This is a genomic window from Streptomyces sp. ME02-8801-2C (assembly GCF_033793965.1).
Lineage (GTDB): Bacteria > Actinomycetota > Actinomycetes > Streptomycetales > Streptomycetaceae > Streptomyces.
This window is the reverse complement of the sequence record NZ_JARAXP010000004.1, coordinates 376,042-389,081: the sequence shown is the minus strand read 5'-3', so window position 1 is coordinate 389,081 and position 13,040 is coordinate 376,042. Positions and strand designations below refer to the sequence as shown.

Here is a 13,040-nt window from a genome sequence, read left to right as displayed (position 1 = left end):
ACGTAACTCTACGGTGGCTCGACCGAACCGGTCGGGCCGAACGTCTTCGGGGAGCCCCGAGTGGATCGCACTGCCCAGCTGACCTCCCGCGCCCGCCCCACGGCGCACTCCGTCGTATACGAACCGGACGTTACGACACATTCGCAGCCCGCCCCCCACACGCGGCCCGCCCCGCACACCCAGCATGCGCCGCACGCCCTGCACGTCAGGGCCGCCGAGGTGCTGGAGAGCAACTGGACCGGCACCTCGACGGTGCCCTCGCGCGGCCTGTATCCGCACCAGTGGTCCTGGGACTCCGCGTTCATCGCGATCGGCCTGCGTCATCTGTCGCCCCTGCGCGCGCAGACGGAGCTGGAGACGCTGCTCTCGGCCCAGTGGGGCGACGGACGCATCCCGCACATCGTCTTCAACCCTTCGGTCCCGCTCGACGCGTACTTCCCGAGCCCCGACTTCTGGCGCTCCTCGACCGCGGGGCGCGCTGCGGGCGCCCCGCGCACCGTACAGACGTCCGGCATCGTGCAGCCACCGGTGCACGCGCTGGCCGTCTGGCTGGTGCACCAGGCCGACCCCGGGCTGTCCCGGGCGCGCGGCTTCCTCGCCCGCGCCTACCCCCGGCTCGCCGCCTGGCACCGCTATCTGCTGCACCGGCGCGACCTGGGCGGGGGCGGCCTCGCGTCGGTCGTGCACCCCTGGGAACAGGGTATGGACAACAGCCCCTGCTGGGACGCCCCGCTCAGCCGCGTCACTCCGGCCCCGGCCCGCTCCTTCCGCCGCGCCGACCTCGACCACGGCGCCGCCGAGGACCGGCCGACGGATCTGGACTACGGGCGGTACGTACGGCTTGCCACGGACTACCGGGACGCGGGCTATGAGGACGGCGCGAACGCGTTCGCCGTCGAGGACCCCTCCTTCAACGCGCTGCTTATCGCGTCGGAGCACGCGCTGGCGTCCATCGCCCACGAGCTGGGCGCGACGGGGACGGCCCGGCACGCGCGCGCGGAGCGCCTGACAACGGCCCTGGTGGAGCGGCTGTGGGACCCGGCGGAGGGAATGTTCTTCTGCCGCGACATGGCGGGGGGCGTCGGGGGCGCCCTCGTCCCCGAGCGCGGGGTTTCGGGGCTCATCCCCCTCCTCCTGCCCACGCTCCCCCGGGACATCGCCGCGACCCTCGTCCGTACCGCGCGCGGGCCGCACTTCGAGGTAGGCGGCGCCGCCCGCCTCGTCCCGTCCTACGACCTGCTCGGCGAGGCCTTCGACCCGCACCGCTACTGGCGCGGGCCGGCCTGGTTCAACACGGGGTGGCTGGTGGAGCGCGGGCTGCGGCAGCACGGCGAGCGGGCGCACGCCGACGCGCTGCGCACGGCGCTCCTGGAGACCGCCGACACCTCCGACTTCGCGGAGTACGTCGACCCGTACACCGGCGAGGCATGCGGGGCGCTCGGCTTCGGCTGGACCGCCGCGCTCACCCTCGACCTGCTGCACCAAGGGCCCGTCGACGACGACGGCTTCGACAACGGCCTCGGCAACGGCCTCGACAACGTGTTCGGCATGAGTGACCAGGGAGGGGAACGGCGATGACGGACCGGCATCATCTGCTCGTGCACGGCGGGACGTTCGCGGCCGTCGGCGACAGCGGGGACATCAGCGGCGTACGCGGCGGCAGCAGCCCCGACGGACTGTTCGTACGCGACGCACGGCACCTGAGCCGCTGGCAGCTCACCGTCGACGGCGCCGTGCCGGAGACGCTCAGCCCGGTCGCCGAAGGGGACACCGCGCGCTGTGTCCTCGTACCGCGCGGGGGCCGTCAGGAGCCGCCCGCCTACACGCTCTTCCGTGAACAGGCCGTCGCGGACGGCACGTTCGTCGAGTCACTGCGGGTGACCAGCAACCGTCCGGGGCCGACGACGGTCCGGATCGCGGTCACCGCCGACGCCGACTTCACCGACCAGTTCGAGCTGCGCTCCGACCACCGTACGTACGTCAAGTCCGGCGCCGTCCGCAAACGCGAAGTCCTCGACGACGGCGTCGAGTTCAGCTACCGGCGCGGTGAGTGGCTGTCCTGTACGACGGTCACCGCCGAGCCCGCCCCCGACGGCGTCGAGGAGACCGGCACCGGCGCCCGGCGCCTCGTCTGGACGCTGGACCTGGAACCGCACGGTTCGGCGGAGCTGGCGCTGCGGGTCGTGGCCCGCCCGCACGGGGCGACCACGGAACCTGCGGCCCCCGCCTCACCCTCCGCCGTCAGCGACCAGCTCGCCTCCCTGGAGGAGGAGTTCGTCGAAGGCGTCGCCTTCCCCACCGGCTGGCCTGAGCTGGCGGCGGCCTGTGAACGCGGCCTCTCCGATCTGGCCTCCCTCCAGGTCCCGGCGACCGGCCCGGGCGGCGAGGAGCTGCGCGTACCGGCCGGCGGCGCACCCTGGTTCCTCACCCTCCTCGGCCGCGACGCCCTCCTCACCTCGCTCTTCGCCCTCCCCTACCGCCCCCAGCTCGCCGCCGCCACCCTCCCGGCGCTCGCCGCGACCCAGGCGACGGAGGTCGGCCCGGACTCCGTGGCCCAGCCGGGCAAGATCGTGCACGAGGTACGGCACGGTGAGCTGGCCCACTTCGGGCAGGTGCCGTACGGGCGTTACTACGGCTCGGTCGACGCGACCCCGCTGTTCCTGGTGCTCCTCGGGGCGTACGTCGAACAGACCGGCGACGCGGCTCTCGCCCGCCGACTGGAGGCCAACGCCCGCGCGGCGATCGGCTGGATGCTGGACCACGGCGGGCTGACGTCCCGCGGCTATCTGGTCTACCGGGCCGACCAGGGCGGCCTCGCCAACCAGAACTGGAAGGACTCCCCCGGCGCCATCTGCTGGGCCGACGGCACCCGCGCAAGCGGCCCGGTGATGGCGGCGGGGGCCCAGGGCTACGCGTACGACGCCCTGCGCCGCACGGCGTGGATCGCGCGCACGGTGTGGGAGGACGAGACGTACGCCGCCCTCCTCGAACAGGCGGCGGCCGACCTCCGGGACCGTTTCCAGCGGGACTTCTGGATGCCGGAGCACTCCTTCCCGGCCCTCGCCCTCGACGGCGAGGGCAACCAGGTCGACGCGCTGGCCTCCGACGCGGGCCATCTGCTCTGGTCGGGGCTGCTCGACAAGGAGTACGGCAAGAAGGTGGGCCGACGCCTGGTCGAACCCGACTTCTTCTCCGGCTGGGGCGTACGGACGCTGGCGTCGGGCCAGCCCGCCTACCACCCCCTCTCCTACCATCGGGGCTCGGTCTGGCCGCACGACAACGCCCTGATCACGCTGGGGCTTTCGCGGTACGGCCTGCACGACGAGGCCCGTACGGTCGCCCACGCCCTCGTCGACGCGGCGACCGCCACCGGCCACCGTCTCCCCGAGGTCCTCGCCGGGTACGGCCGCGACACCCAGACCGAACCGGTGCCGTACCCGCACGCGTGCGTACGGGAGTCCAGGTCGGCGGCGGCTCCGTTGGCGCTGCTCACAGCGGTCGGGGGCGCCTGACAGGACGTACGGCAACGCGTGTGGCCGGTCGCTTGGTGAGGCGTTTGCCCGGTGTTTGCCGGGTGCTTGGGCGCGAAAGCTGAACGCAGGCCGAGGGCCCGCCGTACGGGATGGTGGCGGACCTCGGCTCCCGCGCCGGCTCCGCCGCTCCCGCACGGGCTACACGGAAGGACCTTCGGGGTGCCTCTGTTCACGCGCACTACCCCATCGACGGACGAGACCACCGAGGCACCTTCAGCCGAGACACCATCCCCCACGAACACGTCCGAGACGGCCAGCACAACGGAGCCGGCCAGCACGGCCAGCACGGCCAGCACAGCCAGCACAGCCAGCACAGCCGAGACGAACGACGCGCCCGACAAGACCGACACGGCTGACACGAACGACGCGTCCAACACGACCGAGACGGCCGAGACGGACAACGCAGACACGGCAGCCCGGGCGGGCACTAAAACGACCGACGCGGCCAGGCCCCCCGAGGCCACCGAGGCCACCGAGGCCACCGAGGCCACCGAGGCCACCGAGGCCACCGAGGCCACCGAGGCCGGCAACGCGGTCGAGGCCGTCGAGACCCCCGATGCCGTCAAGGCCAACCATGGTGTCGGGGCCGTCGACACCACCGACGGCCCCGACACCATCGAACGCCCCGGAACCACCGAACCCACCGAACCCACCGACGGTCCCGGCACCACCGACGGTCCCGGCACCACCGACGACATCGCCCCCGCCGGCACCGGCACCGAGGCGGCGCCCAAGCCCAGCTGGCGCACCCGGCATCCCGTCGCCGCCCGCAATCTCAGCTGGGCGGGAACCGCCCTCTCCGCGCTGCTCGTTCTCGTCGCGCTTCAACTGCCCGCCACCGCCGACCAGATCAAGCTCTCGGAGTTCCTGCGGCTCCCGGCGGAGGCGATCGTCGCGGCCGTCGTGCTGCTCGCGATGCCGCGCCGGCCGCGAGTGATCACGGCGGCGTGCATCGGTGTCTTCCTCGGTGCGCTGACCGTGGTGAACCTGCTGGACATGGGATACGTCGAGTTCCTGGGCAGGCACTTCAACGTGATGGTCGACTGGGAGCTGCTGAGCGACGCGCAGTCGTACCTCACCGACTCGATAGGCCCGGTGGCCTCGATCGCCACCACCCTGGGTGTGATCGTGTTCGCGCTGCTCCTGCTCGTCGGAATGGGCTTCGCGACCGTGCGGCTCAGCAACCTGCTCGCCCGTCACAACGCCGGCGCCACCAGGGCCACGCTGATCGCCGGCACCGCCTGGATCACGTGCATGTCCCTCGGGATCACGAACTTCGGCGGTGCGCCGCTGGCCTCGAACCACGCCACCGCGATCGTCGAGTCGCATGTGCAGCGGGTGGGCAACACCATCCGCGACGAGGCGGTGTTCAGGAAGCTGGCGAAGAACGACCCGTTCGCGAAGACGCCTCCCGGCCAGCTCGTGCCGGACCTGCGCGGCAAGGACGTCGTCTTCACGTTCATCGAGAGCTACGGCCGCAGCGCGATCGAGGACCCGATCATGGCCCCCGGCGTCGACGAGACGCTCGCCGCCAAGACGCAGGCGCTGACGGACGCCGGGTTCGCCGCGAAGAGCGGCTGGCTGACCTCGGCGACGTACGGCGGCAGCAGTTGGCTCGGCCACTCCACGTTCCTGTCGGGCCTGTGGATCAGCACCCAGCAGCGTTACCGCACCCTCGTCAACAGCGACCGTCTCACGCTCCCCGAGGTGTTCCGGCGTACCGGGGACTTCAGGACGGTCGGGGTGATGCCGGGTGTGCAGAAGAGCTGGCCGGAGGCGAAGTTCTACGGCCTGCAGAAGAACTACGCGGCGAAGGATCTCGGCTACAAGGGACCGAAGTTCAGCTGGTCGACCATGCCGGACCAGTACACGATGGAGGCCTACCAGCGCCTGGAGCACGGCAGGAAGCAGGCCAAGCCGCTGATGTCGGAGATCATCCTGACGTCGAGCCACCAGCCGTGGGCGCCGCTGCCGAAGACGGTCCCGCAGGACCAGCTCGGCGACGGCACCGTGTTCGACGCGATCCAGAAGGCGGGCAAGGACCCCAAGGACGTCCTCTACAACGCCCCCGAGGCCAAGGCGGAGTACGGCAAGTCGATCCAGTACTCGGTCACCAGCCTCATCGACTGGCTCACCCGGTACGGCACCGACAGGACCGTTCTGGTCTTCCTCGGCGACCACCAGCCCATTGCCCGGGTCAGCGGCAGCAACGCCAGCCGTGACGTGCCGGTGTCGGTCGTGGCCAAGGACCCGAAGATCCTGGACAAGATCGCCGACTGGAACTGGACGGACGGCCTGCGCCCGGCCCACGACGCCCCGGTCTGGAAGATGGACGCGTTCCGCGACAAGTTCCTGACGGCCTACGGCTCAACGCCACACCCGTAAAGGACCTCAGACGCTCTCCTGTGGGGGTGGGTGTGGGGGCAGCGCCCCCCCACACCCACCCCCACAGGGGCGCGGGGAACTGCGCGACAAGCCACCACGAACCCGCAGACAAAGACGCGCCCACAACACCTCTCACCCCCCGGACGTGTCCAACTCCGCATCCTCACTCACGCCCGCGCAGTCGTACGGATCCTTCAGCCAGCCGTCCGGCAACACCACCCGGTTGTTGCCCGACGTACGGCCACGCGGCCCGTCCGCCCCGACGGGCCACGCCTGGTCGAGTTCCAACTCGTCCAGCCCGGCCCGGAGTTCGCCCAGCGACGACGTGATCGCGAGTCGCTTGCGCATCTCGGAGCCGACCGCGAACCCCTTCAGGTACCAGGCGACATGCTTGCGGAAGTCGATGACCCCGCGCGCCTCGTCCCCGATCCACTCCCCGAGCAACGTGGCATGCCGGACCATGACATCCGCGACCTCACGCAGGGTCGGTCGCGCGATGGCATCCGTACGCCCCTCGAACGCCGCCACCAGGTCCGCGAAGAGCCACGGCCGGCCCAGGCAGCCGCGGCCGACCACCACGCCGTCGCAGCCGGTCTCCCGGACCATCCGCAGCGCGTCCTGGGCCGACCAGATGTCGCCGTTGCCGAGCACGGGGATCTCCGGCACGTGGTCCTTGAGGCGGGCGATCGCGTCCCAGTCCGCCGTGCCGCCGTAGTGCTGGGCGGCGGTGCGGCCGTGCAGCGCGATGGCCGTCACGCCCTCCTCCACCGCGATCCGGCCGGCGTCGAGGTAGGTGATGTGGTCGTCGTCGATGCCCTTGCGCATCTTCATCGTGACGGGGAGGTCCCCGGCGCCGGACACCGCCTCGCGCAGGATCGCGCGCAGCAGGTTGCGCTTGAAGGGGAGGGCCGAGCCGCCGCCCTTCCGCGTCACTTTGGGGACGGGGCACCCGAAGTTGAGGTCGATGTGGTCGGCGAGGCCCTCCTCCGCGATCATGCGGACGGCCTTGCCGACGGTCGCCGGGTCGACGCCGTACAGCTGGATCGAGCGCGGGTTCTCCGTCGCGTCGAAGCGGATCAGCTGCATGGTCTTCTCGTTGCGTTCGACCAGCGCCCGAGTCGTGATCATCTCGCTGACGAACAGGCCCTTACCGCCGCTGAACTCCCTGCACAGGGTTCGGAAGGGCGCGTTCGTGATCCCCGCCATGGGGGCGAGGACGACGGGCGGCTGCACGGTGTGCGGACCGATCCGGAGGAGGCCGGCGGGGGCGGTGACGGGCGTGGACATTGGGCCATTCTCGCCCACCGGACGGAGTACAGCCAAAGTCATTAGTTAGGCGTACTATGGACCGCATGTCCGAGCTGAGTCCCCGCCGCCGCATGCTCGTGCTGGCGATCTGCTGTATGAGCCTCCTGCTCGTCAGCCTCGACGTCACCGTGCTCAACGTCGCGCTGCCCGCCATGGAGAAGGATCTCGGCGCGAGCGTGGCCGGTATGCAGTGGGCGCTCGACGCCTACACGCTGGTGCTGGCCTCGCTGCTGATGCTGGCGGGCTCGACCGCCGACCGGATAGGCCGCCGCCGGGTCTTCCGGGCCGGGCTGGTGCTGTTCACGCTCGGCTCGGTGCTCTGCTCGCTCGCCCCGAACCTCGACTCGCTCATCGTCTTCCGCATGGTCCAGGCGGTCGGCGGCTCGATGCTCAACCCGGTGGCGATGTCGATCATCACCAACACCTTCACCGACCCGCGTGAGCGGGCCCGGGCGATCGGGGTGTGGGGCGGGGTGGTCGGGATATCCATGGCCGCCGGCCCGATCATCGGCGGCCTGCTCGTGGACTCCGTCGGCTGGCGCTCCATCTTCTGGATCAACCTGCCGGTGGGCCTCGCCGCGCTCCTGCTGACCCTGCGGTACGTCCCGGAGTCCCGGGCACCGAAGGCCCGCCGCCCCGACCCGGTCGGCCAGGTGCTGGTCATCGCGCTGCTCGGCTCGCTGACGTACGCGATCATCGAGGCGCCCAGTTCGTCGCTCACCCACACGCTCACCTTCGGGGCGGTCGCCGTGGCCGCCCTGCTGGGGCTGCTGTACTACGAGCCCCGGCGTGCCGAACCCCTCATCGACCTGCGGTTCTTCCGGTCGGTGCCGTTCAGCGGGGCGACCGTGATCGCAGTCAGCGCGTTCGCCGCGCTGAGCGGGTTCCTGTTCCTGTCGACGCTGTACCTGCAGAACGTACGGGGGCTGTCCGCGCTGCACGCCGGTCTGTGGATGCTGCCGATGGCGGTGATGTGCTTTGTCTGCGCGCCGATATCGGGCCGGCTGGTGGGCAGCCGGGGACCACGGTTCTCGCTGCTCATGGCGGGCTTCGCGATGACGGCGGCCGGCATCCTGTTCGCCGGGTTCGACGCGGAGTCGTCGAACGTGACGCTGGTCGTCGCCTACTTCGTGTTCGGCCTCGGCTTCGGTTTCGTCAACGCGCCCATCACCAACACGGCCGTCTCGGGCATGCCCCGCTCGCAGGCCGGGGTGGCCGCCGCGGTCGCCTCCACCAGCCGTCAGACCGGCGGCACGCTCGGGGTCGCGGTGATCGGCGCGGTGCTGGCGTCGGGGATCGGGGCGGGCCCGTACAAGGAGGTGTTCGCCTCGGCGGCGCGGCCCGGGTGGTGGATCATCGCGGGCTGCGGTCTCGCCGTACTGGTGCTGGGTGCCGTCACGACCGGGGGCTGGGCCAAGCGGACGGCGGAGCGGGCCGCCGAACGCATGGCGGAGGGCGACGACGGCGCGAACGGGGGCGGACAGAAGGGCGTGCGGGGTACGGCGGGGGCGCGCACCGCGATGTGAGCCGCTGCTGTAACCCATTGCCGCCGAGCACCGTTGAAGATCACGCAAGGGCACCAGCAACTCGTCGAACTCGAAGAGGGCGTGGCCGATCGTGGGGGCAGCGGGGTCGCGGCGGATGGTCGGATTTCCCGTACCGGGAACGAGTTTCGTGGGCCGTCGCCATGAACTCGCGCAGGCCAGACGCCTGTTGGCGGCAACCCGCCTGCTGACCCTCACCGGTCCCGGCGGGGTCGGCAAGACCCGGCTGGCGGGACGGGTGGCGGAGGGTGCCGTACGGGGTTTCCCGGACGGGGCCCGACTGGTGCCGCTGGCCGCCGTGCGGGACGGCGCGCTGGTGCCGCACGCCGTGGCGGACGCGCTCGGTATCCGTGACGAGGCGGCCCGGGCGCCGCTGGACACGGTTGTCGCGCATCTGCGCGACAGACGGCTGCTGCTGGTCCTGGACAACTGCGAGCACGTGACGGCCGCCTGTACGTCGCTGGTGGCCTCGGTGCTCGGGGCGGCCGAGGGTGTCCGTGTGCTGGCGACCAGCCGCCACCGGCTCGGCCTCCCGGAGGAGCGGTTGCTCACGGTGACCCCGCTGGCCACCCCGCCCCCGGGAGACGCCCTCCCCGGGCCGGAGTTCCCCGCGCTGCGCCTGTTCGCCGACCGGGCGGCGGCCGTGGCGCCCGGCTTCGCGATCACCGACCGCAACCGGGCGGCCGTGGCCCGCCTCTGCCACCGCCTGGACGGTCTCCCGCTGGCCATCGAACTGGCGGCCGTACGGATGCACGCCTTGGGCGTGGAGCAACTGGACGAGCGCCTCGGCGAACGCCTCGGCGACCGGGTGGGCGCCCACTTCCGCCTCCTCACCTGTGGCAGCCCGGCCGCCCCACCCCGCCACCGGACCCTCCGCTCGGCCGTGGACTGGAGCCACGACCTGTGCACCCCGGCGGAACAGCTCGCCTGGGCCCGTCTGTCGGTCTTCACGGGCAGCTTCGACCTGGCGGGGGCGGAGGCGGTGTGCGGTGAGGTGCTGGATGCCCTGGTCGGGCTGGTCGAGAAGTCCGTGCTGATCAGGGAGGCGGGCAAGGGCGAAGCGGCCGGGGGCACCCGGTATCGGATGCTCGCTCTCCTGCGCGAGTACGGGCTGGAGAAACTGGCCGCGCTCGGTGCGGTCGGGGACAGCCGGCGGCGGTTGTGCGCGCACTTCGTGCGGGTCGCGGAGGAGCACGAGCGAAGTTGGTTCGGGCCGGACCAGGCGGGCAAGCTGGCCGGGTTGCGCGCCGAGCACGACAATCTGCGCGCGGTGCTCGACTTCTGTCTCACCACCCCCGGCGAGTCCCCGCGCGGGCTGCGCCTGGTCGGCAGCCTGTGGTTCTACTGGATCGCGCGCGGCGCCTGGGCGGAGCTGCGGCACTGGTGGCAGCGACTGGTACCGCGCGAGGGCCGCCGCCCGGCACCCGAGCTGACCCGGGCCCACTGGGCGGCCGCCCTGATCCCCCTGGTCCGCAGCCGCACGAACGCGGTGCTGCTGGCAGGCACCCCGCACCCTCCGACCCTGGCCCCGGACGAAACCCCGGAGGTCAGTCCCCTGGCCGAGGTCCTGGGCGACGAGAATCCCCTGCTCGCCTTCCACGTCCTCAGCCGCGTGGAACTGGCGACCACCCTCACCTTCCACGGCCGGCCCGAACGCGCCGTCCCGCTGTGCGTGGAGGCCCTCGCCGTGTGCGAGGCGCACGGGGAGCAGTGGGTGCGCTCGTACGTCCTGGGCGCGCTCGCCACCGCCCGCTGGGCCCTGGGCGAGTACGAGGCCGCCGCCGAGAGTGCCCGGCGTTGTCTGCGGCTCCCGTACGTGGCCGGCGAGCCGCACGCCGTCGGCGGCACCCTGGAGATACTGGCCGTCGTCACCGCCGCCCGGGGCGACGCCGAGCGGGCAGCCGTGCTGCGGGGCGCCGCGCAGCGCATCTGGTACGACCTCGGGCACGACCCCCTGGCCGGGCAACGGCAGGCCCACGGACCGCCCGGCGACACCCCGTACGACGAAGCCCACCGGCGGGGTCACGAACTCTCCGTACGGGAAGCCCTCGCCTACGCGCTGGGCGAGCCGCTCCGCCCCCGCCGCGCCGCACCGCCGGTCCCCGACACCGGGCTCACCCGCCGCGAGTTCGAGGTGGCCGCGCTGATCGCGGCGGGCATGACCAACCGGCAGATCGCGGAACGGCTGGTCATCTCGCGGCGTACGGCCGAGGGGCATGCCGAGCGCATCCTCGCCAAGCTGGGATTCGCGGCCCGAAGTCAGGTGGCGGCCTGGTTCAGCGGCCTGCCCCGCTGACCGCGCTTCTCGGGAAGAGGTCCTTGACGCGACCGCTCACGAAAAAGGTCGAGGTCATGGGGGAGGTACAAGCCGGCCCGAGCCGGATCCCGCGACCACTACGCACCCTCCGTCTCCGTGCGGAGCCGCAACTGCCGTACGTCGTCGGAGCCGAGGCCCCGGAACACCGCTTCGAGGATCGGTCCGCAGCGGACGTCGAGGGTGTCGCCGTCGGGCAGGTCCCGGGCGAAGCGGACGAGTTGCCAGGCGGTGTGGGCCTCCATGTAGCACAGGTCGGTCAGGTCGAGTGAGTAGCGCAGCGGCGAGGCGTCGTCGGTGCGGGTCACCTCGAGCGCGTCGAGGTGGGTCATCACCTGGAGCGGGTGGACCGTCCGCATCGCCGCCACCAGGTGGTCGGCGTACTGGTGACGGCTGTACCAGCACATCGCGGTGAGGCGCGGATCCACGAACAGCGGCTCCATGAAGGCCTCGTAGTCGAGCAGTTGGGCGTCGCTGACCCCGGCCCGCTTCCCCCAGGCCATGTCGGCCCCGACCCGCAGCCCGGTCCGCCCTTCCGCCCGAGTCCGCTCCAACTCGGCTGAGTAGAGCCGGAATTGGCGCTCCCTGGAGAAACGGCCGTCAGGGACGTACACGGCGGTATTGCGTACGATCTCCAACTGGCCGCTCCGCCGGGCCGCTTCGGCCTGGCCGGTGCCGGCGTCGAGGCGGGCGAGGGCATCGTCGTCGCCGACGTCGGCCGGGTCGAGGACGACCATCACCTTCTCGCCGCGGGTCAGTCCGGCGCGGGTGTAGGCGGTCAGCACCTGCCAGTGCGCCTGGGCGTCGGGCACGTCGAGGCAGGCGTGGTCGCCGGGGCGCAGCGCCCCCACGGGGACGCCACGGGCGGTCGTGGGCGCGGACTCGTGGGGATGACCGTGGTGCGCGTGTTCCGTCATCGAGGGCGCCTTCCAGGGGGCTGGTGATCAATCTGATCAACTCCCTGACGACGGTAGGGAAACGCCTACGGCCTGGCGCTGCCGCCACCCCCAACGCCCCTCACCAGGAGCGGAATTGCCCACTCACGATCGACCGTCCGACCGAATCTGATCAGCTACTGTCACCTTCCGACCACCCTCCGGCCACAGCCATCGCGTGAAGCCTCTCCAGGCGTTCGCGCGTCTCCTCGTCCTTCGGGACCAGCGTCACCAGGCGGGTGCCCGACTCCGGTGCGAGCCAGAGGTCGGTGTGGTCGACGGTGAGCAGGCCGACGTACGGGTTGCGGAACTGCTTGGTCTTGCCGCGGGCGCTGACCACCTCGTACCGCTCCCAGATCGCGCAGAACTCCGGGGACTCCGTGCGCAGCCGCTTCAGCATCAACTTCCAGGCGGGGTCGCCGAGATGGGCGGCCTGCTGGACCCGCAGCTTGGCCGCCATCACGCGCATCGTCTCCTCGAGCAGGACGACCGACGACCGCCATTCCTCGTTCGTGTAGACGAGCAGCATGAGGTTGCGGTCCTCGGGCGGTACGGCGTCCAGGTTGCCCATGAGCCGGCTGTACGTGCGGTTGTACGCCTGGATGTCGTACCGGCTGTTCTGGATGCAGGCCGGGATGGGGTCGAGGGCGCGCAGCAGTTCACGCAGGGCGGGGGTGATCGTCGGACAGACGGCGGCCGGGGTGGGGTCGACGGCTCCGGCCAGCTGGAAGAGGTGGGCGCGTTCGCTCGGGTCGAGGAGGAGGGTGCGGGCAAGGGCGTCGAGTACCTGTTCGGAGACCTGGATCGCGCGCGCCTGTTCGAGCCACGTGTACCAGGTGACGCCCACCGCGGAGAGCTGGGCGACCTCCTCGCGGCGCAGGCCCGGCGTACGGCGGCGCCTGCCGCGCGGCAGGCCGACCTGCTCCGGGGAGATGCGCTCGCGGCGGCTGCGCAGGAAGACGGCGAGCTCGTGGCGCCGGATCTCCGACTCGCGCCCGCTTGCGCCGGGCCGCCGCTGGGC

The 13,040-nt window shown here is 71.8% G+C and carries 8 protein-coding genes; 5 read left to right on the top strand and 3 right to left on the bottom strand.

Annotated features, from left to right (window positions below; genetic code table 11):
* Window positions 1-60 precede the first annotated feature (60 nt).
* From PV396_RS15000 to PV396_RS14990, 3 genes are all read left to right on the top strand, one after another.
* On the top strand, window positions 61-1,578 hold the full coding sequence (locus PV396_RS15000; protein WP_319204710.1) for an MGH1-like glycoside hydrolase domain-containing protein: 1,518 nt from the start codon (window positions 61-63) through the stop codon (window positions 1,576-1,578).
* Window positions 1,575-3,512, top strand: coding sequence for a glycogen debranching N-terminal domain-containing protein (locus PV396_RS14995; RefSeq protein WP_319204707.1), 1,938 nt, complete (start codon window positions 1,575-1,577; stop codon window positions 3,510-3,512). The genes PV396_RS15000 and PV396_RS14995 overlap by 4 nt, the downstream gene beginning before the upstream one ends.
* 180 nt (window positions 3,513-3,692) lie before the next feature.
* Entirely contained in the window at window positions 3,693-5,918 is a 2,226-nt protein-coding gene (locus PV396_RS14990; RefSeq protein WP_319204705.1) for a CDP-alcohol phosphatidyltransferase, read from the top strand.
* A 132-nt stretch (window positions 5,919-6,050) separates the two neighbouring features.
* Here the strand turns inward: PV396_RS14990 and dusB are convergent, their stop codons facing one another.
* A complete protein-coding gene (gene dusB, locus PV396_RS14985; protein ID WP_319204704.1) occupies window positions 6,051-7,205 on the bottom strand; it encodes a tRNA dihydrouridine synthase DusB in 1,155 nt (384 codons plus the stop codon).
* Window positions 7,206-7,270: 65 nt separating this feature from the next.
* Here dusB and PV396_RS14980 point away from each other — a divergent pair, with 65 nt between their 5' ends.
* Complete coding sequence (locus PV396_RS14980; RefSeq protein WP_319204702.1) at window positions 7,271-8,752, top strand: MFS transporter; 1,482 nt, start codon at window positions 7,271-7,273, stop codon at window positions 8,750-8,752.
* Between the two features lie 148 nt (window positions 8,753-8,900).
* Window positions 8,901-11,066, top strand: coding sequence for an ATP-binding protein (locus PV396_RS14975; protein ID WP_319204699.1), 2,166 nt, complete (start codon window positions 8,901-8,903; stop codon window positions 11,064-11,066).
* Between the two features lie 98 nt (window positions 11,067-11,164).
* On the opposite strand, the gene PV396_RS14970 is transcribed toward PV396_RS14975, so the two are convergent.
* Both PV396_RS14970 and PV396_RS14965 read right to left on the bottom strand, forming a co-directional pair.
* Window positions 11,165-12,001, bottom strand: a complete 837-nt coding sequence (locus tag PV396_RS14970; RefSeq protein WP_319204697.1) for an MEDS domain-containing protein — start codon at window positions 11,999-12,001, stop codon at window positions 11,165-11,167.
* Window positions 12,002-12,152: 151 nt separating this feature from the next.
* On the bottom strand, window positions 12,153-13,001 hold the full coding sequence (locus PV396_RS14965) for a helix-turn-helix transcriptional regulator (RefSeq protein WP_319205531.1): 849 nt from the start codon (window positions 12,999-13,001) through the stop codon (window positions 12,153-12,155).
* Window positions 13,002-13,040: the final 39 nt, after the last annotated feature.

Excerpts from the sequence above, each read along its gene's own strand:
- PV396_RS14995 (WP_319204707.1), top strand. The coding sequence starts at position 1,575 with ATGACGGACCGGCATCATCTGCTCGTGCACGGCGGGACGTTCGCGGCC.
- dusB (WP_319204704.1), bottom strand. The coding sequence starts at position 7,205 with ATGTCCACGCCCGTCACCGCCCCCGCCGGCCTCCTCCGGATCGGTCCG.
- PV396_RS14980 (WP_319204702.1), top strand. The coding sequence starts at position 7,271 with ATGTCCGAGCTGAGTCCCCGCCGCCGCATGCTCGTGCTGGCGATCTGC.
- PV396_RS14970 (WP_319204697.1), bottom strand. The coding sequence starts at position 12,001 with ATGACGGAACACGCGCACCACGGTCATCCCCACGAGTCCGCGCCCACG.